The sequence below is a fragment of the Streptomyces sp. NPDC004111 genome, assembly GCF_042874215.1.
In the GTDB taxonomy this organism is placed as follows: domain Bacteria; phylum Actinomycetota; class Actinomycetes; order Streptomycetales; family Streptomycetaceae; genus Streptomyces.
In genome coordinates, this window is record NZ_JBIAMU010000030.1 from 73,554 (window position 1) to 97,501 (window position 23,948).

30 protein-coding genes are annotated in these 23,948 nt (G+C 67.7%); 22 read left to right on the plus strand and 8 right to left on the minus strand.

Features of this window, described 5'->3' with window-relative positions; genetic code table 11:
- Positions 1–103: 103 nt before the first annotated feature.
- Positions 104–898 carry a hypothetical protein gene (locus ACFYVL_RS40390; RefSeq protein ID WP_389254298.1) on the plus strand — a complete coding sequence of 265 codons (795 nt, stop codon included), beginning with the start codon at positions 104–106 and terminating at the stop codon, positions 896–898.
- 426 nt (positions 899–1,324) lie between these two features.
- Here the strand turns inward: ACFYVL_RS40390 and ACFYVL_RS40395 are convergent, their stop codons facing one another.
- The 3 genes from ACFYVL_RS40395 to ACFYVL_RS40405 form a co-directional block, all read right to left on the minus strand.
- Positions 1,325–1,582: a hypothetical protein gene (locus ACFYVL_RS40395; protein ID WP_389254300.1), complete on the minus strand. Its 258-nt coding sequence runs from the start codon at positions 1,580–1,582 to the stop codon at positions 1,325–1,327.
- Positions 1,583–2,296: 714 nt separating this feature from the next.
- Positions 2,297–2,500 (minus strand): DUF397 domain-containing protein, encoded by a 204-nt coding sequence (locus ACFYVL_RS40400; RefSeq protein ID WP_389254302.1) that lies wholly within the window; start codon positions 2,498–2,500, stop codon positions 2,297–2,299.
- On the minus strand, positions 2,493–3,377 hold the full coding sequence (locus ACFYVL_RS40405) for a helix-turn-helix domain-containing protein (RefSeq protein ID WP_389254304.1): 885 nt from the start codon (positions 3,375–3,377) through the stop codon (positions 2,493–2,495). Before ACFYVL_RS40405 ends, ACFYVL_RS40400 begins: the two co-directional genes overlap by 8 nt.
- A gap of 302 nt (positions 3,378–3,679) precedes the next feature.
- On the opposite strand from ACFYVL_RS40405, the gene ACFYVL_RS40410 reads away from it, so the two are divergent.
- The 21 genes from ACFYVL_RS40410 (at position 3,680) to ACFYVL_RS40510 (ending at position 19,036) form a co-directional block, all read left to right on the plus strand.
- Positions 3,680–4,168, plus strand: a complete 489-nt coding sequence (locus tag ACFYVL_RS40410; RefSeq protein WP_389254306.1) for an ATP-binding protein — start codon at positions 3,680–3,682, stop codon at positions 4,166–4,168.
- Complete coding sequence (locus ACFYVL_RS40415; RefSeq protein ID WP_389254308.1) at positions 4,165–4,308, plus strand: hypothetical protein; 144 nt, start codon at positions 4,165–4,167, stop codon at positions 4,306–4,308. The genes ACFYVL_RS40410 and ACFYVL_RS40415 overlap by 4 nt, the downstream gene beginning before the upstream one ends.
- 115 nt (positions 4,309–4,423) lie before the next feature.
- Positions 4,424–4,723 (plus strand): hypothetical protein, encoded by a 300-nt coding sequence (locus ACFYVL_RS40420; protein ID WP_389254310.1) that lies wholly within the window; start codon positions 4,424–4,426, stop codon positions 4,721–4,723.
- A 44-nt stretch (positions 4,724–4,767) separates the two neighbouring features.
- A complete protein-coding gene (locus ACFYVL_RS40425; protein WP_389254312.1) occupies positions 4,768–5,115 on the plus strand; it encodes a hypothetical protein in 348 nt (115 codons plus the stop codon).
- Complete coding sequence (locus ACFYVL_RS40430) at positions 5,112–5,651, plus strand: hypothetical protein (RefSeq protein ID WP_389254314.1); 540 nt, start codon at positions 5,112–5,114, stop codon at positions 5,649–5,651. The genes ACFYVL_RS40425 and ACFYVL_RS40430 overlap by 4 nt, the downstream gene beginning before the upstream one ends.
- Positions 5,648–6,097 (plus strand): hypothetical protein, encoded by a 450-nt coding sequence (locus tag ACFYVL_RS40435; protein WP_389254316.1) that lies wholly within the window; start codon positions 5,648–5,650, stop codon positions 6,095–6,097. The genes ACFYVL_RS40430 and ACFYVL_RS40435 overlap by 4 nt, the downstream gene beginning before the upstream one ends.
- The gene (locus tag ACFYVL_RS40440) at positions 6,094–6,429 is read left to right on the plus strand and encodes a hypothetical protein (RefSeq protein ID WP_389254318.1); all 336 of its coding nucleotides are present in this window, start codon (positions 6,094–6,096) and stop codon (positions 6,427–6,429) included. Before ACFYVL_RS40435 ends, ACFYVL_RS40440 begins: the two co-directional genes overlap by 4 nt.
- Before the next feature lie 384 nt (positions 6,430–6,813).
- Positions 6,814–7,653: a hypothetical protein gene (locus ACFYVL_RS40445; RefSeq protein WP_389254320.1), complete on the plus strand. Its 840-nt coding sequence runs from the start codon at positions 6,814–6,816 to the stop codon at positions 7,651–7,653.
- Entirely contained in the window at positions 7,610–9,112 is a 1,503-nt protein-coding gene (locus ACFYVL_RS40450; RefSeq protein ID WP_389254322.1) for a B12-binding domain-containing radical SAM protein, read from the plus strand. Before ACFYVL_RS40445 ends, ACFYVL_RS40450 begins: the two co-directional genes overlap by 44 nt.
- Positions 9,109–9,786, plus strand: coding sequence for a dTMP kinase (gene tmk / locus ACFYVL_RS40455; RefSeq protein ID WP_389254324.1), 678 nt, complete (start codon positions 9,109–9,111; stop codon positions 9,784–9,786). Before ACFYVL_RS40450 ends, tmk begins: the two co-directional genes overlap by 4 nt.
- The gene (locus ACFYVL_RS40460) at positions 9,762–10,205 is read left to right on the plus strand and encodes an NUDIX domain-containing protein (RefSeq protein ID WP_389254327.1); all 444 of its coding nucleotides are present in this window, start codon (positions 9,762–9,764) and stop codon (positions 10,203–10,205) included. Before tmk ends, ACFYVL_RS40460 begins: the two co-directional genes overlap by 25 nt.
- A 443-nt stretch (positions 10,206–10,648) precedes the next feature.
- Positions 10,649–11,023 (plus strand): hypothetical protein, encoded by a 375-nt coding sequence (locus tag ACFYVL_RS40465; RefSeq protein WP_389254329.1) that lies wholly within the window; start codon positions 10,649–10,651, stop codon positions 11,021–11,023.
- Between the two features lie 61 nt (positions 11,024–11,084).
- Positions 11,085–12,266 (plus strand): tyrosine-type recombinase/integrase, encoded by a 1,182-nt coding sequence (locus ACFYVL_RS40470; RefSeq protein ID WP_389254332.1) that lies wholly within the window; start codon positions 11,085–11,087, stop codon positions 12,264–12,266.
- The gene (locus tag ACFYVL_RS40475; protein ID WP_389254334.1) at positions 12,263–13,255 is read left to right on the plus strand and encodes a hypothetical protein; all 993 of its coding nucleotides are present in this window, start codon (positions 12,263–12,265) and stop codon (positions 13,253–13,255) included. Before ACFYVL_RS40470 ends, ACFYVL_RS40475 begins: the two co-directional genes overlap by 4 nt.
- A 66-nt stretch (positions 13,256–13,321) precedes the next feature.
- A protein-coding gene (locus tag ACFYVL_RS40480) for an IS5 family transposase (protein ID WP_389254336.1) occupies positions 13,322–14,139 on the plus strand; the annotation gives its coding sequence in 2 pieces (ribosomal slippage) (positions 13,322–13,661 and positions 13,661–14,139; 819 coding nt in all).
- A gap of 202 nt (positions 14,140–14,341) precedes the next feature.
- Positions 14,342–15,685, plus strand: a complete 1,344-nt coding sequence (locus ACFYVL_RS40485) for a tyrosine-type recombinase/integrase (protein ID WP_389254338.1) — start codon at positions 14,342–14,344, stop codon at positions 15,683–15,685.
- A complete protein-coding gene (locus ACFYVL_RS40490; RefSeq protein ID WP_389254340.1) occupies positions 15,682–16,245 on the plus strand; it encodes a DUF6262 family protein in 564 nt (187 codons plus the stop codon). The genes ACFYVL_RS40485 and ACFYVL_RS40490 overlap by 4 nt, the downstream gene beginning before the upstream one ends.
- A 56-nt stretch (positions 16,246–16,301) precedes the next feature.
- On the plus strand, positions 16,302–16,466 hold the full coding sequence (locus ACFYVL_RS40495) for a hypothetical protein (RefSeq protein WP_389254342.1): 165 nt from the start codon (positions 16,302–16,304) through the stop codon (positions 16,464–16,466).
- 49 nt (positions 16,467–16,515) lie between these two features.
- Entirely contained in the window at positions 16,516–17,526 is a 1,011-nt protein-coding gene (locus ACFYVL_RS40500) for a hypothetical protein (protein ID WP_389254344.1), read from the plus strand.
- Between the two features lie 182 nt (positions 17,527–17,708).
- Positions 17,709–18,353: a hypothetical protein gene (locus ACFYVL_RS40505; RefSeq protein WP_389254346.1), complete on the plus strand. Its 645-nt coding sequence runs from the start codon at positions 17,709–17,711 to the stop codon at positions 18,351–18,353.
- A 458-nt stretch (positions 18,354–18,811) separates the two neighbouring features.
- A complete protein-coding gene (locus ACFYVL_RS40510) occupies positions 18,812–19,036 on the plus strand; it encodes a hypothetical protein (protein ID WP_389254348.1) in 225 nt (74 codons plus the stop codon).
- Between the two features lie 575 nt (positions 19,037–19,611).
- Here ACFYVL_RS40510 and ACFYVL_RS40515 read toward each other — a convergent pair.
- From ACFYVL_RS40515 to ACFYVL_RS40535, 5 genes are all read right to left on the minus strand, one after another.
- Positions 19,612–20,037 (minus strand): DUF6234 family protein, encoded by a 426-nt coding sequence (locus tag ACFYVL_RS40515; protein WP_389254350.1) that lies wholly within the window; start codon positions 20,035–20,037, stop codon positions 19,612–19,614.
- Between the two features lie 221 nt (positions 20,038–20,258).
- On the minus strand, positions 20,259–20,702 hold the full coding sequence (locus ACFYVL_RS40520; RefSeq protein WP_389254352.1) for a hypothetical protein: 444 nt from the start codon (positions 20,700–20,702) through the stop codon (positions 20,259–20,261).
- Positions 20,703–21,258: 556 nt separating this feature from the next.
- The gene (locus tag ACFYVL_RS40525) at positions 21,259–21,468 is read right to left on the minus strand and encodes a hypothetical protein (RefSeq protein ID WP_389254354.1); all 210 of its coding nucleotides are present in this window, start codon (positions 21,466–21,468) and stop codon (positions 21,259–21,261) included.
- A 212-nt stretch (positions 21,469–21,680) separates the two neighbouring features.
- On the minus strand, positions 21,681–22,844 hold the full coding sequence (locus ACFYVL_RS40530; RefSeq protein WP_389254356.1) for a low temperature requirement protein A: 1,164 nt from the start codon (positions 22,842–22,844) through the stop codon (positions 21,681–21,683).
- Between the two features lie 158 nt (positions 22,845–23,002).
- Entirely contained in the window at positions 23,003–23,896 is an 894-nt protein-coding gene (locus tag ACFYVL_RS40535) for an alpha/beta hydrolase (protein WP_389254385.1), read from the minus strand.
- Positions 23,897–23,948 lie beyond the last annotated feature (52 nt).

Sequence of the window (23,948 nt, forward strand, 5' to 3'; positions counted from 1 at the left end):
CGGCGGGCCCCTCCTGTGGCCCGCCACCGAACCGTGGCCCCACTGCACGGGCCCGCACGTCTGGGACGAACACAATCCAGCGCAGTCCCCCGACGATGTTCGATTGCAGCGGCGGATCTACGAGACGGCAGCCGACCGTGCCCAGGGAGATCCCCGTCTCCTCCAGTACACGCCCGAGGAGGAAGCCGCCGATGAATACGCCGGAGCGGGACGTCCGTGGCCCGAGGGGCCCATCGCCATGCTGCCCGTTGCTCAGCTGTACCGTCGCGATGTCCCGCTGCTGAACCCGCCCGGGCCGGCCGACCTGCTCCAAGTCCTGTGGTGTCCCTTTGACCATCCCGCACACCCCAGGACCGCGGTGTTCTGGCGGACCGCCGCTTCGATCACCGACGCCCTCACCGCACCGCCCGAACCCCCCGCGATCCAGTTTCCGGGCTATCTGCCGCAGCCATGTGTGCTCGCACCGGAACACGTGACGGAGTACCCCAACGATCTGGAACTGAGCCAGGAACTCAGGCAGCAACTGGAGGACTGCGACGTATGGCGGGCGGCCGCCGCTGACGCCGACGAAACACCGGGAGGCTTCTACAGCGAAGAACTGTCCGTCTCCCCCGGCTGGAAGCTCGGAGGCTGGACCCGCTGGGGGCTGACCGACCCGCAACCCCGGCAATGCGAGGTCTGCGGCACCGAACTGAACCCACTGCTGACCATCGCCACAAGGGAATGGGTCGGGGCAACCAGCACATGGATCCCACACGAGGACCAGGCCGCCCCAGCCTCTCCCCTCGACCCGTACCCGGCAGAACCGACCAAGGTGCAAGTCGCTGACGCATACGACCTCCAGCTCTACGTCTGCCCTGTATCCCCCGATCACCCGCACCTCGACCTGGTCCAATGAACCCTTCAAGCAGTCTTCCTCCAGGATGAGTTGGACGAGTCGTCTCTAGCCGCAGAGGGCTGCGGGGGTCTGCCGCACGATCGGGTGACATCTTGGCCTGCCCCCTGTCACCCAAACCTGCAGCAGACCCGCCGGACCCGGTGAGGGAACACAGAGTTGGCCCGAGACCTTGTTGGGAGTTCGGGCCAACGTGTGCGTGGCTAGGGCAAACGGTCAATGGCGTAGAGAACCACGCCGATGACGATGAGGGCGGCAGCAACCCACAAGGCCTTGCGCTGCCAGCCCGAATCACGACGTGCAGTCATCTTTCATCCCCTATCCTGCCCCAATGAACCCCAACGCTGCTCCGACGGCACCCCAGTCTGCCGATGCGGGGTCGTAGTAGCGGGCCCTCAGGTGGTAGAGGCCGGTGGGGCATCGCCCCGCTCACCAGGACTGCACCTGGGCGAGGCGCCGTTCCAGTTCGTTGTCGAGGTCCTTCTCCTGAACCTCTGCGGGTGCGTATCTGTTCCATTCCTGGAGCGCGATCCGCGCGGCGGCCGCACGGTCGGCGCGCTCCTGCGGGGTGAGCAGGGTGTCGGCGAGGCGGGCGAGGTAGGCGCGCAGCGAGAGTCCCTCGGCGGCCGCGATCGCCGCGAGCCGGTTCTTGGCTTCCTCGGGGATCCGAACGTTCGCATCAGACATGGTGATGCTCCTTCCCATGCCTTCTGGGTACGGGTACGTACCCGTCGGGTGTTCAGGGCAGACCGGGGTGAGGGGTCTGCCGTAAAGGAGTCGGCTACTCGCTTGCCGTGGCCTGGGCAATCGTGGCGGCGCTGGCGGGAAGGCGCGCGGCCTGCGCGCTCTGGCGGATCTGCTCCGCCTTCCACTGGTTTCGCGGCGCCCGGCACGTGTCTGCCAACGATGCAGTGGAGGGGCCGCAGACAGCGGGCTGTCTGCGGCCCCCGAGCGTGCAGTACCGATGTACCGCGCGGGCTGCTGACCTAGCTCACGCAACCAGAATCATGATCACGCCGATGAGCACTACAGGCGCGGCAATCAGAACTCCCCGAAGGCTCTTGTTCCGCCGTGGTCCTGCAGGGTCACTGGACAACGCCACGCTCATGAAGACAGCGATTGCCAGGCAACCTGCAACGAGGAGGCCATAACCCACTTGTTCCATCATCAACACCCGTCAGAGAACAAGCACGCCACACCACCGACACCGCCAGCGATGCCAGTTGACAAGCTGATTCCGCCCCACGTGATCGCGACGACACTGCCGGCGGCTACCGCCACCGCACCGACTCCTGTGCCCATGCTAACGACTCCCAGAGTTGCAACAGTGATCTCTCCTGCGGATGGGGGTCTTTCCCGCATCGGTTGGGAAGGACCCACCGCCGTGTTCTGGCTTGCTGGTTACTGCGCAATGGCGTGGATGAAGGCCGTCCACGAGGCGGCTGACGTCGTGACGTTGGGGCGGGAGGCGTCCTTGGAGTCCCTCACGCTGACGTGGGTTTCGATACGGACCTCGACGCAGTTGTTGCCGGTGGAGTCGGAGTACGTCGACTTGCGCCACGGGGGTCGGCCGTCGTGGTGTGCGGTACGGGGGGCGTCAGGCATCAGTCAGACCTTTGGCTAGTTCGAGCATGATCTTTGGTGTGTCTTCGGGCGATTCGGCCGAGGCGGTCATCGCACTGAACCAGGCGGTGAACCTGTTGACCTCGGCGGGCTTGTCCGACATGGACAGTGCGCCCCAAGGGGTATCGGCCTGAACCGTGGTCGGCAGGGGCTTCCCAAGGTCCAAGATCGTAAAGTTGTGGGGGAACATCGGGCCTTCCTTCCGAAGGCGGTAGACCTGGATTCGGATGTTGTCCCTCTGCGACAGCCGGGCGATCTCGTCGAACTGCTCCCGCATGACTTCCGGGTCTCCCACCGGGCGCACCAGGGAGGCCTCGTGGATGATCGCCTCCAGTTTGACCGGCCGTTCGGTGCGCAGAATCGACTCCTGCTTCCGCCGCATCCTGAGTTCCGTGTGGTTGCGGACGAAGGCCACGGTGGTGTCGTTGATGGCCCGGTCTGCTTCGAACATGGAGCGCGCGTACGCCTGGGTCTGCAACAGACCGGGAATCAGCGTCGCGTGGTAGGTGCTCACGGTCCTGGAGACCTGCTCCAGGCCCAGGAAGGTCTTCATGTCCGCGCGCAGGTGGTCAAACTCCTGCGTCAGCCAGTCGGTCTTGGCCGCGTCGCGGTGAAGCACGATGAGTTCTTCACACAGGGGTTCGCCTTCAGAAACGCCGTACAGCTCGAGCAGGTTGAGCAGGTCCGCCTTGGTGGCGATGACGCCGTTGCCCTTCTCCAGCCGCTGCATCTTGTACTCCGAGAACCGGGGCAGCACCTCGGCCGCCTCCGCCTGGGTTATCCCCACGTTCTTGCGCAGCACCCCGAGATGTAGTCCCAGCACGACCTTGCGGGCGGTGACCCCGACCGGTTTTCCCACGCCTGCATCCTCCTCTTGGAGAGCTACCGCTCTAGCGTCTAGAGCCTGGGCTCGGAGGGCAAGAGCTGCCGCTGCTGGTGCCCCAGCCCGGAGTCTGGCACCGAGAGAGTCCCTTCCGCACCCCAGCTAGAGGCTCTGGCATATACCAATACACCTGCAATGCAGTTTCCTTGCAGGACTGCTTGCAGGTGAACTCTGGCACGCGCAAATGTAGTTGAGCCTCCTCCCGCAGTAGCGGGTACGGCAGCCCCCCACTCTCGGCGCCCCTCGGACGCGCCTACCCGACCACAGAGGAATGGGCGATGCCTCCACCGATGCCCCGCAGCGCAACTCTGCTGGAGCCCTCCGTCGACCCCGGCCCACTGCCGCAGTGCGCGGTCTCAGTCGTGGCGTTCGCCACGACCGGCACTCCGGCCGACGGAGTGTGGGTCGGCCGGATACGCCGTGCCGTCGGTGAGCACCTGGGGAGCGTTTACCCCAAGGCCTCCACGAACCCCAACCTCCAAGAGGAGGTGGCCCAGGTCGTCTCCGAACTGGTCACCAACGCACTCGTGCACGGATCCGGCGATGTCGTGGTATCCACCCGCACGTGTAACGGCACGGTGCTGCTCTCCGTCGAGAGCGGACTCGGCATCCAAAAGCCGTGCACACGCACCGCGCAGCCGGAGGACGAGAACGGACGGGGCCTGGCCCTCGTGGAGCACCTCTCCTCGGCGTGGGGCGTGACCCACCGAGGTACCAGGCTGCAGGTATGGGCGAAAGTCCCGGTCCTGCCCGGTCGGCCGCGGTGAGCGCCCTGTGGCACGGCATCAACTGGCCGGCCCTCGCCATCGCCCTGGGACTCCTGGCCTTCGTGGCCGTCCTCATGCTCCTGCCGCCGCCGAACGACAACGCGACCGCCGACGACCGGCCACAGGGAGACGACCAATGACCACGGCTCCCACTCCGGGACTCCCGACGAGCCAGCCCCAGGCTGCCCGCGCGTACACCCCGGACATCCCGTACGCCCTGGCCACACCGCGCCTGGAGCGGAGTGGGCGCGCACCGTGCTGGTGGTACGGAGCCGGGGCGGGGACGTCGAGGAGGCGGCTCAGGCGGTGGGGCGCCTGGTCCTGTGCACCGTGCGCCACCAGGTGGCGGACGGGCTCGTGCAGGACTGCCGCCCCTTGAGTCTGTGCCGCGCCACGGACAGGAGCGACTGCCTGCGGGTTCAGGTGCGCGGCGCCTGCCCGCGGTTCCCCGACCGCGAGACGCTCGCCGCTCTCGTGCCGTCGCCGGCCTGGTACCTCCACCAGGACTCGACGAGCACAACCCTCCAAGCCCTTGTGCCGGGCGGTGTGGCATGACCCGCCCGGCAGAAGGAGACGACTTTGATCGATGTGGAGCTGACGTGACAACTCCTGAGACCACCAGTGCCGCCGGCCTTACCGCGCTCGACGAACAGTTACGTGCCCATCCGGAATGCCTGTCCCCCGCCTGGCTGAACGGCGTGGTCGACACCCTGCGTGCCGCGTTCGACCACTACCGGCAGGAAATCAAAACCGGGGAGATCCCGGACGGGCTCAAGGCCCGGTTCGCTGCCGTCACCGACCGCCACGACCGGCTGATCGACGCCTACCACGAGGCCGTCAGCGACGACGCACGCCTGGTGCACGCCCGCACCCTCATCCAGCACCTGGGCATTCTGATCGCCGTCCGCACCGCACAGGACGCGCTCCTCGCGCAGGACGCGGCATGAACGCTCTGCCCGCTCCCCCGGCGGGGCACCACCCGTTGTGGTCGGAGAAGTTCCAGACCGATCCCGAGACGCTGTCGCGACTGCTCCGTGAACTCCGGCAGATGCCGGTGCTGGAGGAGATCCTGGACGCGGCCGGGGACATCCTCAGCGAACAGGCCCTGGCCCTGACCGAACTCCGCCCCCTGGCAGGCCAGTTGTCCGCAGACCTGCGCCGGATCGTCGCCCTTGCCACGGGCGGCCGGGGCAGTGGCGACGCCGCCGTGCAGGCGCTGGTGGGCCGGGCACAACAGCTCGTCGTATCGGCGTGGCCCAAGCCGCCCGAGGGGCTGCGGATGTGCCTGCGGCAGGCGGCCGGCGTGGTGGTGGCCCTGGTCGACCGCCTGACCGAGATCGACGCTCTGGACGAGGTCGCACCGGTCGATGCTGCCGACCGCGTCCACTGCCACCAGGCGGACACCGAGCGCGCGCACGCGCGCCCGGTCCAGCGCCCACCTGTGGCTCCGTACTACATACCGATTCTGGAGGCACGCACGTGACCACCCCGCCGGAGACCGGCCCTGGCCATACGGCCCCGACCTCCCAGCACGAGCCCGCCGACGACCCCGCCGGGGTGCGCGCAGGGTGCACCGAAATCCTCCAGTGGCGGATGCCGCCCGAACACCGGCGCATCCGCGAAGCCGCCAGCGACCTCCACACCTGGTACTGGAACCTCGCCCACCACCTCGACAACACCCTGTACAGCCCCGCCGACTGGCCGGACCACCAGGCCGTCCTCGCTCGCGGCCGGGAGCTGGCCGGAGACGCATCCCCGATCTACGCCACCGGAGCGAACGAACCGCTGGAAGCCCTGGCGTACGTCCAGGCCCTGGCCCGGTGCGTACGCGCCCTCGCCCGCACCTTGGAGACCCAGCACCGCCTGACCCCCGCCATCCGCCGCCAACAGCAACGCACAGCTCTCCACCTCGCCCGGGGGCTGCGGTGAACGGCATCGCGGCGGACGCCGACTGGATCGCGGTCATCATCAACCGGGCCACGCGCCAGATCGGTGAACCGACGGCCCGGGAGACCGCCGAACTCACTGACGATCTGGTCACAGCGGCCAACACGCTGCTGCCGCAGCTCGACCTCAGTCGAGTGCCCCCGCCCCGTCGTGCGCGGCTCGCGCGTGCGGTCACCACCAGCCGGTTCCTTATCGAGCACAAGCGCAGCGGCCTGGGCGTCGACGGCGGCTTCTGTACCGACCTCGGCTGCCAGCTGCGCCGCATCCAGTACGCCGTCCTCCACTACAACCCGCCCCCGGACCACGGGAGCTGACATCCGTCCGGCGTTATGGGGTCACGCCCGGCGCCAAACCGCATCGCTGCCGTGGGCTCTCCCCCGCGACAGCGGCCCTCGTATTCAGAAGCGCAGCTCAGACTGCCCACCGACTCCGTCCGGGCATTCTCCCGATCCTCGCACTGGCCGCTCCCCGCCCTGTACTGGGTGACCGGCAAAGTCCGCGCTGCGTTGCCCACCCAGGACCCACCACACTGCTGCCATCCCGGTCATCTCATCGAGAAGAAGGGACGGTCCGAACGGAGATCCGCCGCAACAATTCGGGGCACTGCTCCCCTCAACTGCCTTCTGCTAGCAGGATGTGCGGACCGGCAACATACCGGCCGCATAATCCGCCCGCCCCTTCTGCCTTGGACTGAACCCATGAGCACCACACTCATCACCGAGCACCCGGCATGGCACCGGCTTGAGGACGGAGGTGCGCTGCGCGTCGTCGAGTCGGCGGAAGCCTTCTGGTCCGCCCGCTGGGCCGACGGCACCCTGCACATCCAACCCTCCTGCTCCCGCACCGTTCACACACCAGCACCACAGGTGGCCAGAGCATCGGCCCACGACCTCCCCGACCACCCCCAGTTGCAGCCCCTCGTGGGGGAACTGGCGAAGCTGGAAACCGTGGAGCGCCTCACCAACCCCTCGCTGTGGGACGCACTGGCAACAGCGGTGCTGCGCCAGGTGGTACGGGCCGGACAGGCGAAGAAGGTCTACCGGGCGTTCTGCACTGCCCACGGGCGCAGCATTGCCACCACGGGAGGCCCCCTGTCAGTGGTGCCGCAGCCCGAGGCCGTGCTCGGGCTGGGCGACGCGGCGTTCTCGGAGGTGGGCGCGGCCTTCCACCGCGACGCGCTGCGGTACGCCGCCAAGGCGTACCTGGAGCACGGGCCGGCCTGGCAGTTGCTCGACGCCGACAGCCTGATGAAGGAACTGCTCGGGGTGCGCCGTATCGGTCCGTGGACGGCGGCGGCCGCAGCAGCCGACTTCACCGGCGACCACGCCGTCTACCCGCACGGCGATCTCGCCGTGCGGACCTGGGCGGCCAGGGCCGCGCCCACCATGCCCTTCCCGACATCCGATGGCGAGTTCGAGACCCTGTGGCGGCGCTGTGCGCCGGACCGGGTCGCCCTGCACACCTTGACCCTGTTCACTCTCACCTGGGGGAACCATGTCCGCAGCACACCGCACGAAGGAGCACCGCACCAACCCTGAACTGATCGCCGGCGCCGACCCCAGGCGCCCACTGGACTGCCTGTTCGTGAACGCGCCGTTACGGGACTACCGGCTGCGCCCGCGGACGAACGACTACACCCTGCCGGTGCTCGGCCTCGGCTACATCGCGACCTACGCCAGGGACATCGGCGGGTTCAACGTCGGCGTCCTGGACGCCGAGACCCATGGGCTGGGCGTCCAGGAGACGGCCCGCCTAGTCAACGAGGCCCGGCCGCGGTGGGCGGCCATGAATCTGCTGGCCCCCACCTACGAGCTGTCGGCGCAGATCGCCGCCGTGCTCGATCCGCAGATCCGTCTCATGGTCGGCGGCCACCACGCCCGGGCGATGCCCGGCCGCATCCTCACAGACCCCCGCCTGGCACGCCTGCACGCGCTGGTCATCGGCGAGGGGGAGAGCAGAGTGGCCGCCCTGCTCGCCGACCACACCCGCCGCACCGTCCTGCCCGGCGTCATGTGGCGCGACCCGCTGCTGAAGACCACCGCGGTCGGCATGCCACGCCCCGGCGAGGATCTGCACCGGTGGACCGCACCGCCCATCGACGAACTGCGTCTCGACCGCGCCTTCCTGCCGCAGGACCCCTACCGCGCCGACGACGGCAGGATCGAGTGCAACCTGGTGTGCAGCAGGGGGTGCTACTACAACTGCGACTTCTGCGGTGCAGCGCTGTCCGCGAACCCCGACATCAAGATCAGGACCCGCACTCCCGAGAACATCGTCGCCGAGCTCGACGAGCTGCACGCCGCATACGGGGCGACCGCGTTCCGTATCGTGGATGACCTGTTCCTCGGAGCCGACGTCATCATCCGGCCGCAGATGGCCGCGTTCGCACACCACCGGGTCGGAGAAAGGTACGTGTGGGATGCGACGGGCCGCATCAACATCTTCGACAAGGCCGACGACGCCCTGCTCGACACCCTCGCCGCGAACGGGCTGCGCGAAGTCGCGCTCGGGATCGAATCGGGCAGCGACACCGTCCTGGCCCACATGGACAAGCGCATCACCGCCCGGATGACGGAGGAGGTGACCGAACGGCTCCTGGCACGCGGCATACACGTCAAGGGGTACTTCATCCTCGGGCACCCCGCCGAGGGCCGCGAGGACCTGGACGCCACCCTGCGCCATATCCATCACCTGTGGGCTCTCGCCGACCGCCTGCCGGGCAACTTCCGGGCCTCCGCGTTCGAGTTCCGCCCCTACCCGGGCACCCCCGTCTGGAAGAACCTTATCGACGCCGGCCACGATCCCGACGCCCTGCTCGCCTACGCCGACGTGGACCTGACCTCGAACGGGGCCGAGGAAGCCATGCGCGCCCGCGACGAGTTCAACTTCAGTGTCGGCATCCAGTTCGGCGGCACTCCCCTGCCCGAGGTACGCAGCGCCCTCGCCATGCTCACGCGCGAACAGCACCACCGCAACCGCGAAAGCAGCGCGGCATGACGCCCCGCCCCGGGGTCTTCGTCACGGTCGACGGCCCGAGCGGCGTAGGGAAATCCACCGTGCTCTCCACTCTGGAAGCCGTGCTCTGTCAGCGCGGGCGCGCCGTGCACGCCACCGCCGAGCCCTCCACGAGCCCGCTCGGCACCTTCACCCGGGCCCACGCCGACCACATCCACGGCCACGCCCTGGCCTGCCTCGTCGCGGCCAACCGTTACGAACACCTGGAACACGACGTCCACCCGGCACTCGCCACCGGACACACAGTGATCTGCGACCGCTACCTGGCCTCCACCCTCGTCCTGCAGCAGCTCGACGGCGTGCCCGAACCATTCCTGCTCGCCGTCAACTCCGCGATCCTGATGCCCGACCTCGCCGTGATCCTCACCGCCGCACCCGCCACCATCACCGGCCGCCTGGCAACGCGCGGGCGCCGCCACCGCTTCCACCACGACCCCCACGGGCCCGCACGCGAAGCAGCTCTCTACACGGCCGCCACGAACACCCTGGTCTCGCTGGGCGTAGCCACCCTCGCTATCGACACCACCCGCATCACCCCAACGGAGGCCGCCGCCCGAATAGCCGACGCAATCCCCCACACCCCGGTAGCGTCATCTGCCACACCAACCCCCCGCAACCGACCGGTGAACCAATGCCCCACACCGCCAAGCCCGTGATCGACACCCACGTCTTCCTGCGCAACGGAGACAAACTCCTGCTCTCCCAGCGGGGCGGCCCCTACGGCTACGGCCGATGGCATGCCCCCAGCGGGAAACTCGACCAGGGCGAACCCTGCCGCCACGGAGCCGCCCGCGAACTGCACGAAGAAACCGGCGTCGTCGTCGACCCCCACCACCTCCGCCTCGTCCACACCGTGCACCACCGGCAGAACGAAGACATCGAACGCATCGGCCTCTTCTTCGAAGCCACCCAGTGGCAGGGAGAACCCGAGAACCGCGAACCGGACAAATGTCTGGCCCTGGCCTGGTACTCCGTCCACGAACTCCCCGACGACATCATCGAATACCCCGCCGCAGGCCTGCACGGCTACCTGCACGACGAAGGAGGACTGACCGAACACGGATGGACCCCCTAGCGGTCACTTCACTCCTTCCCCGCCAGGAGAACTACGCGGGCCGGCGGAGCGCAGCGCACGGCCCGACACTCCTCCGGCGAGGTCTGTGAGGTGCGCGCCCATCCTCCGGACACCCTCCGGCACAGGTCCTGCCGACGCAGGCCGCCCCCTGGACTGCAACTCTTCGGCAGGGCCCCGCAGTGTCGTCCAGCGCGGCCTGACGAGCCGCACTGGACGCCCCCCGAAGGCTTGCGCGATGCCGCATCTCGGGCTGCACCAGCCACGTGGAGCCCCTCCGCAAGGACCGGCAGGGCGGCAGCGGCAGCGGCAGAAGAAAAGTGGTCGCACCGGCGCAAGCCAGTGAGCTCCTTCGTACGACCCCACTGAAGTGGGAATGACACCATGGGACCTTCCCTCTTGGGGACAGCCCGCTGGATTCCCTGCTGCCGCTGTGGAGGCTCGAATTGAACCGGCGCCGCTTCCTCGCCACCTCTGCCTACTCCGTTGCCGCCGCGGCCCTGCCCCTCACCCAGGTCCACGAGATCGCCGACCGCACCAGAGCGGCACGCACCGGCGGCACGGCCGGAATGGCCGAGGTCGAAGCGGTGCGCGACATGGTCCGCGTCTTCTCCGAGATGGACGAACGCCACGGCGGCCGCCACGGGCGCAGCGCCCTGGTCACCTATCTCCACGACGAGGTAGCCCCCCTGTGCCGGGGGCGCTTTCGCACCGAGGAGATCCGCCGTCAGATGCTGTCGGCGGCCAGCCGCGGAGTGCACCTGCTGGGCTGGAAAGCGTACGACGCCGGCCAGCAGGGCCTCGTTATCTATAGCTCTTAGGACTCCTGAGGCACGTGAGAATCATGTGCTCATTGCTCTGTTCCTGAGAGGTATCTGCTAGGTGTTTGGCACGTCTGTTACGTACGCCTCTGCGCGTACTTTCAAGGCCGAGAAGGCCGTCTCGGCGGATGGTTCCGTCCGCTGGGTCATCGCATCCGACGAGTACGAGCTGCACTCGGAGTCGAGTGCGTACTTGGCCTCGTTGCGGTCACGGGACTGCTCGATCAACACGGAGCGCGTGTACGCGGGACGGGTCGCGTTGTACCTGACGTACTGCGCGGCCAACGGCCTGGACTGGGCCGCGCCGGGCTTCGTCGCGCTGTCCCGGTTCCTGCACTGGCTGGTGGAGGAACCGCTGCCGCTGCGGGGAAGCCGGAGGCGAACGGAGCCGCGTCATCGCTCGAGGACGACGGCGAACCAGATCCTGACCACGGTCGGCGAGTTCCTGCGGTTCGGCGTCCCGAACGGCTGGGTGCGACCGGAGACGGCCGCGATGCTCTCGGAGGAGAAGTACCTGTCGTTCCTGCCTCCGGGGTACAGCGCGGGTGAAGACGGCCAGTACCGCGTCATCAACGCGAAGACCATCAAGTTCAACGTCGCGGTGCCGGGCTACGAGTGGCTGAACGACGAGCAGTTCGAGCAGCTGGTCAACGTCACGACCCGGGCCCGCGACCGCTTCCTGGTCTGCCTGCTGGGCGCGACCGGAATCCGGATCGGCGAGGCGCTGGGCCTGCACCGGCAGGACATGCATCTGCTGTCCACGTCGGCGTCGCTGGGCTGCCAGGTGCTCGGCCCACATATCCACGTCCGGCGCCGCCAGAACGCCAACGGCGCCCTGGCCAAGTCCCGCATGCCGCGGTGGATCCCGGTGGACGAGAACCTGGTGTCGCTCTACGCCGAGTACGCCTACGAGCGCGAGCCCATACCCGAGGCCGCCGACTGCGACATGGTGTTTGTCAACCTCTTCCGGGCCCCGCTCGGCAAGCCGATGAGCTACCCCAATGCCAAGGATCTGTTCGACCGCCTGGCGGCCAAGGCAGGGTTCACGGCCCGCCCGCACATGCTGCGTCACACCGCGGCGACCCGGTGGATCCGCAGCGACACCCCGCGCGATGTCGTGCAGAACCTCCTTGGTCATGTCTCGCCGTCCTCCATGGACCCGTACGTCCACGCCACTGAGGCCGACAAGCGCGCCGCTGTCGATCGTCTCGCGGCCAACCGCCGCCAGGGGGTGCAGGCGTGAACAGCAGCCTCGCCTCCGTCACCCCCATCCCCGCACGGCCTGCCGACGACGGTCGGCTCGAGCAGTGGCGAACCTTCCTCGCCGGGAAGATCGACCCATCCTGGCGTGAGGATGAGTGGGACGGCACGTCCTGGCTGTTCACCGGCGACCTGGACAACCCGCGCACTGCCGCCTACCGGTGCCGCACTCCCGAGTGCCTATCGGTGCTTCCGTCCCCGCACAGCAGGTGCCAGTTCTGCAGAGAGGCCCTGCGGGACAGCGGCCTGAACGAGGCAGAGTTCGAGGCCAGTTACCGCCGCGACCCGCAGCGTTACCTCGTCTACACCCGGCCGAGCCAGTGCATCGCTGGCATCAAGGGAGACCGGTGCCGCCGCTCGGCTGCCAGCCGAGGGCTCTGTCGCTCCCATCATGCGCGATGGCACCGGGTGTTTCGCCGCGACGGTCTGGCGAACACCGACGAACAGCTCGTGGAGTGGGCTGCCGGGGTGCCGGGCCTGGACCCCGCACCGTCCTGCATCGTCGGCGGCTGCCCGCTGGATGGTGTCGTGAGCTCGGGCCTCTGCGGCACCCACTACGAGCGGTGGAAGAAGGCCATGTCTCAGTCCCCGCAGCCGGTGCCGGCGGAGACTTGGGCCCTCACCGCGGTCCCGTATCTGACGGGAGCGCAGTTCTCCCTGGCTGGGCTCAGGCCGGTGGTGCGGTTGGAGATGCTGCTCGGCCTGCAACAGCGTGACGCCATCGCGGGAAGAGTGGTTCCGCGGGTCATGCGGTCGCTCGCCACGCGACTGACCGGCTTTGCGAGCCTGATCCTGGGCACGACCGAGGCGGACGTGATGCAGGCCATCGAGGGCCAGACCAACGGCCTCTACTTCTGCGGTCAGACCCTGCACTACCTCCGCGTCGCCTTCGACGAGTTCAACGGGATCGACCCCACGCAGCGTCCTGTTTGGGACGTTGCGGCGCTCGGCATCGCCGCCGCGACTAACTGATCGTTTCAGAATGAGTTTGGTTCTGGGGCTTGGCAGTTGAGGTGCCCGGACGGCAGAGTTCTGTCTGTGCCGGATGATCTTGTGCCTGATGACTTGTGGGAGCGGGTAGCGCCGTTGTTGCCGCCGCGCCCTGCGCGGCGGCATCGCTATCCGGGCCGGTTGCCGGCGGATGACCGTGCTGCGCTTCGCGGCATTGTGTACGTGTTGTCCAAGGGCGTGAGCTGGCGGGACGTGCCGGCGCAGCGGACTGGGTGCAGTGGGGTGACGGCCTGGCGGAGGTTGAGGGACTGGACCGAGGCGGGTGTGTGGCCTCACCTGCACGAGGTGCTGCTGGCCGAGCTACGGGCGACGGGCCTGCTGGAGATGGACGATGCGGCGATCGACGGCTCGCACATCAGGGCGCTCAAAGGGGGGCTCACACCGGACCTTCGCCGGTCGACCGGGGCAGGCCGGGCAGCAAGCACCACCTGACTACCGACCGGCACGGAACCCCGCTCGCCGTCACCCTGACCAGCGGAAACCGCCACGACGTCACCCAGCTCCTGCCGCTCCTCGATGCGATCCCGGCGATCCCGCGCATCCGTGGCCTGCGCGGTCGCCCGCGCACACGGCCACGCAGGCTGTTCGCAGACCGGGGCTACGACTTCGACAAGTACCGCCGCCTGGTGTGGAAGCGTGGGATCAAGCCGCTCTTTGCCCGACGCGGCGTCGCCCACGGATCGGGCCTGGGCAAGACCCGCTGGGTGGTCGAGAGGACCTTCGCCTGGCTCCACCAATTCAAGCGCCTGCGCATCCGCTACGAGATACGCGCCGACCTCCACCTCGGTCTGCTCCAACTCGCCTGCATCATCATCTGCTTGAGACGACTCCGAACCTCATTCTGAAACGATCAGTAAGCACGGACGCCGACGCTCGGGCACCATCGACTTCACCCAGATCCGGCAGCCATGGCTACGAGAGGTGACCATGGACTGGGCCCGCAGCACCCACCCCACCGCGCACCGGTTGTCGGTCCGGCTCACAGCCTGCACTCACGCCTCGCGGGCACTTTCAGTACGCCCCGGCGAGGGCACGGACTCCTCGTCCTTGAAGTTCGCCGACATGACCGCGATCGCGGACTACTTCAGCACCCTGAACAGGGCTGACGGCACCGAATACACCAACAAGTACCGCAGCAGCCTGCTGACCGGCTTCTGGCAGGTCCTCGAATTCGGTCGCCAGGCCGGACTGATGGATGAAGTTCCCGGCGGATTCACCCGCCACCGCTCACACAGGATCGTCGAGGAAGACCCGAACGAGGACGACATCGGCAAGGCGATACCCGAGTCCGTGATCCACCAACTCGACCAGAAAATAGACCCGTTGGCAGTCGAGGCGACCTATGGTGCCCTGGGGTCCGCAGACATCAAGAAGCTGTTCCGCACGATCTACCTGCTGCTGCGGGACACGGGACGCCGGCCTCGCGAGATCGCATCGCTGAAGGTGGACTGCCTGGAGTACATCGACGGCGACTACAACCTCATCTGGGACAACCACAAGGGCAAACGGCTGCGACGCCGGCTCCCGATCGACTCCGACACCGTGAGGACGGTCCAGGACTGGCTCGAGGTGCGCAAGCGGATGCCGCGGAGCGAGCACGGCGGCCGCTACCTCTTCCCGGCCCCGACCGATCGAAGCGCCGAGAAGTACATCCCCACACTGACGATCTCCAGAGTCATCCGGCAGTGGGCCGACGCGATTGAGCATCTGGACTCGGAAGTCCTGGACAAGGACGGCACCCCGCTGCCCTTCGACCGCTCGTTGATCTATCCCTATGCCTTCCGGCATTCATACGCTCAGCGACATGCGGACGCCGGCACCCCACTTGACGTGCTCAAAGAGCTTATGGATCACCGGGATGCCTCCACCACCATGGGCTACTACAAGGTGTCCTTGAAGCGGAAGCGGGAGGCCGTGAAGACGATGCGACTGCATGTCGTCGACCGCTCCGGACGCCCGGCCCCGATGGCCTCCAACGTGTCCTACGAGCGACGTTCCGTCGCGGTCCCGTTCGGCGGCTGCGTCGAGCCTAGCAACGTCAAAGCGGGCGGACACGCCTGCCCGATCCGCTTCCAGTGCGCTGGCTGCGGCTTCTACCGTCCCGACCCCTCCTACCTGCCCGCCATCGAGGACCACATCCGATCGCTGAAGGCCGACCGGGAAACCGCCGAAGCCATGGACGCCGAGGAATGGGTCGTGCGCAACATGGCCGAGCAGGTGGCCTCGTTCAAGGACGTGGCCGAGCGAATGAAACAGCAGATGGACAAGCTGGACCCCGCCGAGCGGGCTGAGATCGAGGAAGCGAGCAAGATCCTCCGCAAGACCCGGGCCGCGAACGGCCGCACCACCCTGCCGGTGACCGTCATCCAGCGTCAGGAGCGCGGCGCATGAGTGGCAAGCGCACCCCCGCCGAAGTCCTCGCCGACTCCCGTCGGCGCGACAGCCGCCGCAAGCGCGCCAAGGTACTCGAGACCGTCGACGCGCTGGTCAGCAGCGACCAGCCGGTGACGTTCGCGGCGGTCGCGAAGACCGCAGGAGTGTCGAACTGGCTCGTCTATGCCGATGGAGTACGCGAGCACATCCAGACGGCACGAGATAAGCAGGCCGCTCGAGTCCAGCGTGGTCGCGCAGCTGGCACGGTGGCCAGCGCGGACGGACTGAAGACCGACCTGGAACTGGCCCGCCAGGAGATCTCATCGCTACGGATCGAGCGCGACAAGCTCAAAGGCGCCCTGCAACGTCAACTCGGCCAGCAGCTCGACCAAGTGGCCGCCAGCGACCTGACCGCCCGGATCAACGAGCTGACCCAGCAGAACCAACGGCTGATCGACGAGCGAGACGCCCTGGAACGGGAAAACGCTGAGCTCGAAGCAAAACTCGCCGAGACAGAGGAAGACCTCGGGGCCGCCCGCACAAGCCTGCGACAGATGATCCGCTCGGAGAACACCTGACCCGCACGAGGGGAGTGAAGCAACCAGGGCCCGCGTCCTCAAAGATGCGGGCCCTGGTGCACTACTTCTTCCTCGTGGTGATGAAAGCGGCGAAGATGGTCGCGGTTGCGGTGATGGCCGCGGCAATGACGATCTCCACTCCTTCCCTCCCTCCCATCGCAGGTGATCCGGTGGCACTGACCACCTTGGCGTCAGGCGGGGAGGGAGTGGGGATCGTCTAAGAATCTGCATCCCGCGGTGGACGCTGTCCGCTGTCCCTAGGGTGAGCGCATGGGAACGAAGAAGCCTCCCCAGGCTCTGCTCAGGTTGCTACCCGCGGTTCACGCAGCGCTTGAGCGGCATGGCGCAGGTGCGAGCGGCTACTCGGAGGAGCGTCTCCGCCGCGATCGGCTGGATCATCTGATCCCGCTGCCCGGGCGAGACGGGGTGACCGACGAAGAAGCCGAGCAGGCCATGTTCTTCGCTGCGATGGCCCGTTCGAAGACTGGCCATTTGTGCCCGGGGGTCCGCTGGTATCTGCTCGCACTGAGTCCGGAGCCGAAGGCCACCGACGTTCTTCGAGGCCAACTCGAGCAAGCGCTGGACCGCGTGGAGAAGCGCGGCTTCAAGGTGCCGAAGCTGCCCACGCAAGGAGAGAAGAACACCAGCGAACATCTGGATGAGTACGCGCTCAAGGCCGTAGGGGCGATGCGTCAGTTCATGCTCTCCCTCGCCTCTCGTCTCGGGGAGGATGATGAGGGCAGCAAAGCAATCCTGAGCGAACTAGAACTGCTGTTCCCTTCGGCTGAGCTAGATCCGCGACGTCGGTCATCGGCCGCGGCGTTGCGGGATGCGGGGAAGATCCTTTCGAATGCGTTCGGTCGGCCGATGAGCCGGGAGGAGACGAGCCGCATCTTCGAGACGCAGGCCAAGGCAGGCAGCATGCTGCTGCCCTTGGTCGATGTGGTGATGGCTCAGCAAGCGGATCCAGGGTCTGTCGCCCGCATCACGGATCCTGCTTACGTGCATGGACTTCTCCATAGCGCGCGCGTTGACGATCTTCGCGCTGTCACGCTGAGGTTCTACTCGCGCAGGGTCAACGGCCTCTCAGACCGTCACGAGTACGCAGATCAGCAGTGCAAGCCGGCTTCCGGCACCGACGCCTGGACGTTGTGCGCCCTGCTCGAGCCGACTCATTCGTTCTTTTGGGAGCTTGCCGAGGGCTACAGCGGTGGCGCGATGAATCACATCGTTCAGCAGATCGAGCGATCCACCAACGCGCCGACCACGATGGGGCCTTGAACGAGGGTTTCCCACGCTGTTCAAGACCCCTCGATCAGGCGGCGCGGACCACGCGCATGACCTGCTCAGCAACACGTGCCTCACGTTCCTGACATGCAGCATGAGCCTTGACCTGCGCAGACTCTTGACAACTCTAGATAAGCCTCGCCCAGCGCTACTACCTCCAGTCCTACGCCCTGGCCGTGGAGTCCGGGGCCACCGGCCACGACGGGTTCGTCATGCGCACCATGGCGATGCAGGGGCTCAAGCTCCACCGCCCCGAGCACTGCCTCGCCCTCGCCGAAACCGGGCTCAACACCGCCAAGGGCAAGGTCGACGCTCAGAGCGAGGCACTGTTCCGTGTCGTCCTCGCCCACACCCTCGCCAAGACGGGACAGCGCAGAGCCGCCCTTGCGGAAGCAGAACGCGCCCACGTACTCCTGGCCGGCGAGCCCGGCGACACCGTGCCGTTCTGGGCACTCACCTGGGGGCCGCCCGCCGCCTCCGTCTACTCCCGGACCGCGAAAGTGTACGAGACGCTGGGCGAGCAGCGGGCAGCCGCCCAGCGGTACGCCCGCGCCGCAGCCGCCCGCCCGGCCGGCACCTACGCGCGGATTGTCGCCCTCGACCTCGTCGCCGGAGCACAGATGCACTACCAGCGCGGGCACATCGAACAGGCCTGCTCCGTGTGGGGCCGGGCGATGGACCACATGGACGGCGTGGGCTCCGTCCGCACCCGCACAGCCGTCACCGCCATGCGCAAGGACCTCGCCCCGTACCGCAGCCGCGGCCTACGCTCCGCCATAGATCTCGACGCACGCGCCGTCGACTTCCTGACACACGCCTAACCCGAAACCCAGCAACTCTCTCTGCCGTTCACCGTGACGTGCAGGCAAGCTCCGGGACAAACAGAACCTCGAGGGGACGCATCCGTTCCGCGACCGCCACACACCCACCACCCGCCCCCACTGCCCAGCGGCACGCGCACTGACCTGCCACTCGAACCAGAGGGCCCGCGGCCTGACCGACCGTGATGACGTCGTCTCTCCGCTTACAGCGGCCATACGCCAGGGCAGCGAGTCCTGCCTGCCGCCAAGACAGCGACTACCTCCCGCACCGGCAGGCACGCCGAACAACGACAGCAAACCTGCGGGACACAGGACCTTCACCCGCGCATAAAACACCACGCAAAGAACCCTAGAAGCTATATTATCCAGCTTCCATGCACGGGAGTACCCATAGGCAACGGCACACAGGCCCGTCACTCCCGCACGACCTCCCTCCTCCGCCCTTCACCTCCACATCGATGAGCGGGGCCTGGCCGGTAGACCCGCAGGTGGGCGACGACGGCCCGGAATTCTGGTGGCCGGACGACCACAGCTGGGTGGTCACCACCGACTACGACCTGCTGTCCACCTACATCGGCTGCTCGGTGACGACCGCCGAGCGAATTCTCCGTGACGACGTACTCGAAGCATTGCCGGTCACAGCGCAGACGCGCGTCGATTGGTACGCCGACCGCCCAGCATGATCAGGAGCAGCCACATCAGCACTCCGAATCGACCAGACCAAGGCCCTGAACTTGGCACTCGACCTTTGACGAGACAAAGCGTGATCCGTCAAGATGCGGTGAGAGTCACTCGAGGTTCGGTGCGACGGGTCAGCAGCTGCGCCAGCACGACGGCGCCACACTTGTGACCGGCCGGAATCGGGTGCTTGCCCTTCGAGGCGGGGGTTCAGTCGCCGGAGCGCAGCCGGACGAACCGCACGCTGCTATGGCGTCCGTCGACCTGCAGCTCCACCACAGGCCCGTCGGCCACCGTGTGCATGGGGTTGCCCGTCCCGTATCTCGCCGGGGCCTGTCACGCCGCCGGTGAGGCCGTGCCCACCTGGCGGGCAGCCATGGTGTCCAGGCGGTCAGCCGGGAGCCGTCGGTGAGTTCGGCGACCACCGTGACCACCGTGGGGGGCCGCCGGACCGGGCCGATGACAGCGATCAGCCGGCCGTCGACCGGGTGGAAGTGCCGCGTCTTCAGCCTTTGACTGCACCACTCGCAGAATCGCCAGTGCACACGTCTGGGCCCGCGGGCAGCTTCGCAGGACGAGATCACGGCCGCCACCCGCGCGGGCGGACCGATACTGACCCACGCGCACTGACTTCGCGCTGGGACTCGTGCCAGCGCAGCCGTTCCCGGCGAAGGCGGCGTCGTTGTCGGTCTCTTCTGAGTCGCTTTCCGCATGCAGTACCCGCGACCAGGAGCAACAACAACGCGAGCAGAGCGGCCACGACCGCCTGGGCGGTGCTGGCAATAGGTAGATCAGTCCGGGTCAAGCCGTAGGCGGTGGCTGCCGAACATCCCGACCCCGTGCTCAGCACGAGCAAGTACCGGCCCGTCGGGTCAGGCACCGCCTGCCCCTGGGCTCCCCACTGCTTGAGGCCTTCAGCGAACCAGAAGCCCACCAACGCCACCGTTTCCAACCCTGACAGCAGCACGGCCAGGGCAAGGTCCGCAAGGAACTCCATGTTCATCATGTTCGGGCAGGCGAGTAACAGCCCGCCAGAGTACGACTACTCAGGTTCCTGGTGCCTGCGGGCTGGAGAAGTTCCGGACGCAAGCCAAGGTCACCAGGATCTAGGGTGGTTCCATACCTCTGTCGGGGCAATGTCCCAGGACGTGCCAGCGATCCCCCTGAGGTCGTAGAACAGTGCCCAGGTCACCACGCTGTCACCAGAGCGTTGAGTGCCGCGCTCCATCACAAAGCTGTCGCAGTAGACGTCTCCCTCGCCGTTGATCCTGATTCCCTCGCCGTTTCGAGCGCGTATGCCTCCATCTCCTGGTCAAGTTCGGAGGGCACCCTGCCCACGAGCCGTATCCCCTCGTGAGTGACCTGCGGACCGCAGAGGCCATCGACCAGCACGCACGACAGGCCCACGCCCTCCACGAAGTAGCACTTCGCGACCGCCCGGTCGAGGTAGTGCGACGTAGTCCGGCGGAACTCGACACGCCACTGTGCGCGCTTGCCGTCACACCAGAGCCCAAGGTCTTCCTGCGCGGCAGTGAGACCATGTTCTCCCATAGCAGTGATGGCCTCTTGCCTCTCCATGCCGAAGCGCAGCGGCCCGATGCTCTGACGCGGAAGGTACTCCCAGTGGCCCCGCTCGGAGTCCGCCAGTACCACCCAAAGATCCGTGTTCATGGACTGATGATCATCCATGCACTGTCTTCACACGAAACCCGCCCGGAAGTTCCGGAAGAAGCGCCTCAGGCTGCGGGGCGAACCGTCGGTGTGCCCAGCGGAACTCGGCCTGTACATCGGGCGACCCGGGTGGCGTCGGCGTGCTTCTGGCGTAGTAGCTGGAGGGGGAGATCGATGCCCTCGATCTCCCCCTCCAGCCCTCCGTCTCGGCGCAGTCCCGATCAGGACGTCGAACGCGACGAAGCAGATCTCGCCGTCCAGGATCAGCGCGGTGTCGAGAGACGTGCCCAGCGCGGCGGCCAGGGCGGGGAACTCCGGGGCCAGGTCGCGGCCACTACGCGACTGCACGACCGCACCCCCGGCCCGAAAGACCGGCGTCCGGATCCGGTCCAGCTTGGGAGTACTGACAGCTGCCGGGCAGCGCATCCACCGCAGGGATCTCCGACACCGTCCCCGGGCCCATCACCTCCACAGGAGGTCGCAGCACCTGCCGTTCGGTGCCCATCTCCCCAGCATCAGCCGAGGGGACGCCCCAGGCCTGCGGACATGCCGCTGGCTACCGGGCGAGGGTGACCTTGAGCGGAACGTTGGCGCAGGTAACGGCGATCTGGGCGAGGGCATTGGCTTCGGCCGGGTCGACGGCCAGCTGCCAGCGGATCTTGGTCGCCGCCCAGTCGGCGGCATACGTGCAGTGGTCGGCCTCGGTCGGCGGCATCCACGTCGTGGGATCCTGGTCCGCCTTGGACCTGTTGGTCTTCGCGGACACCGCGATCAACGAGCGCGGGTCCCCCAGGTCGTTGGCGTACGCCTGGCGCTCGGCCGGCGTCCAGGCCGACGCCCCAGTTGGTAGGGGGCGCTATTCGAGGTGCGCGGTATTCGCCGCAGCTGTCTTCAGGGCGCCTGTGCTGAGGGGTGACGCCGAGGCAGTCCTCCTCACCAACCGTGAGAGGTGGGCTGGCTGGACGAGGACGGGTTCCGTCAGGCGTGTGGGGGTGTGCTGAGGGTGTGTGCCAGGGACCGGTGGGTGTAGGTGAGGACGAGGGCGGTGGTGATGAGGATGATGTCGAGGAGTGCGATGGAGGCGAGGGGTGGGATCCAGATGGCGGCGACGCCGGCTGCGATGAGGGCCGCGCAGCCGAGGAGTCGTTCTGCCCATGCGCCGTGTGCGGTGGTGTGGAAGTACCAGGCGGTGGCGGCGAGGTAGAGGACGGGGCCGCCGAACAGGAGGAGGGCGAGAGTGGCGGAGCCGTGACCGGTGGGATGGTCGATGGCGAGTTCGCTGCCGACGGCGAAGGCGACGAGTGCTGCGAGGACGACGTAGGCGCAGTTGATGCCGAGCCGGACGGTGCGCATGGGGTCGGTGGCGGCGACGGTGGTGGTGATGAGGGTTTCGGCGCCGCCGAAGTAGACGGCCCACAGGGCGACGAGGGCGGCGAAGATGCCGGCGGTGGCGAGAATGCCGGGGGTGGTGAGGGGTGTGTCGGCGAGGGTGCGGCCGGCGGTGAGGACGGTTTCGCCGAGCAGGATGATGAAGAAGAGCCGGAGGCGTTCGACCATGTGCTCGGCGTCGAACTCCAGCTCTTGGCTGCTGAGTGTGCGGCCGGGGAGGGGGTGGGCGAGCCACGTGCCGGTGAGGTCGATGAGGGCCGCGGCGCCCCACCACCACAGGCGCGTGTCGGGGCTGACGGTGGCGCCGGCGATCCATAGTGCGGCGGAGGCCGTGATCCAGACGAGTGTGCGGCGGAAGTGTTCGCGCAGGGGGTCGCCGCGGGCGGCCAGCGCGGTGGTGGCACAGGCGCCGAAGAGGATGGCCAGCAGGGGGACGACGAAGGCCCAGGCGCGGTCGTCGAAGGCGTGGGGGATGGCCGCGTTCATGAACAGGCCGAGGCCCATGACGCCGATGATCATCCAGCGTGTCACCTGGCGGCTGACGTCGAGGAGGGTGGCTTCCATGCTGGTGTAGGCCCATGAGCCGAACACGGCGATCAGCAGGACCGCGGTCTCGGCGGCGCCGCGCCAGGTGAGGTGTTCCAGGAGGTGGTGGGAGAGCTGGGAGACGGCGAAGACGAAGACCAGGTCGTAGAAGAGTTCCAGCGGCGACACCTCCCGCCGCATTCGCTGGGGCTGGGGGACGCTGCTCATGGTCGGGATCTCCTACGCCTGGGTGCGGGCGGGGCTCGGCGCCTGCGCGGCGGATGCATGGATGCCCACCTGCGGCGGTCTCGTAACGCTGTTTGCTCCTGGCAGGGCTTGTGCCGCCCGGCCCGGGGCGGGGCGGCACGTTCACCCGGTCGGCGGGTTCAGGAGAGGCGGGCGGTGAACCAGTCGATCATCTGCTCGGGGTTCTGGGGGAAGTAGTTGTAGCCGTCGAAGCGGCGGCTGGTTCCCTCGATCCAGTGCAGCTTCTTGTCGGTGGTGGCGAGGTTGTCGTAGATGCTCTGGACGTCTTCGGGGCGGGTGCTGGAGTCGTGGTGGACCTGGGCGACGAGCGTGGGGACGGTGACGTCCTTCGCGTAGGCGAGGGGGGACAGTTCGTCCAGGTCGAAGCCGGTCAGGTTCTTGATCTCGGTCTCCAGCAGGCCGATGCCTCCGGGGACCTGGGCCAGGGCGGTCTCGGCGAGGGCGCGCAGGGAGACGGGCTGGACGGCGACGAGGGCGGTGAGGTTCTCGAACTCCTCGGGGTGCTTGGACAGGGCGACGATGGTGGAGTTCGCGCCCAGGCAGCGGGAGAGCAGTGCGATGCGGGAGTTGTCGACGCCGAGGCGTTCGCGGCCGTAGCGGATCGATCCGATCACGTCGCGGTATTCGAACTGGCCGATGCCGACCAGGCCGCCGTTGGCGGCGCCGCTGCGGCCGTGGTTGCGCAGATCGTAGGCCAGGATGTTGTATCCGGCGTCGTGGAGGTGCTTGTAGTCGGGCAGGAAGTTGATCTCGAAGTCGGCGAAGGGGGTGGCGTACTGGGGCAGGTGCCCGGGGTAGCCGTAGCGGTTGGCCGGCATGGGGTGGTTGGCGATGACGAGCTTGTCGGAGTCGGCCGGGATGAACCAGCCCTCCAGCGGGGTGCCGTCCTGGGAGGGGAAGGTGACGTCTTCGTAGGCGAGGCCGTACTCGTCGGGCCGGCGCAGGACCGGGACGCGCCGGGTGTAGGCGAATCCCTGGGCCAGGGTCGAGGCGATCGTCTCGGGCGAGGGCATGCTCACGGGTGGCTCCACATCAGGGGTGCTGGGGCCGGCGAGAGGGCGGGCA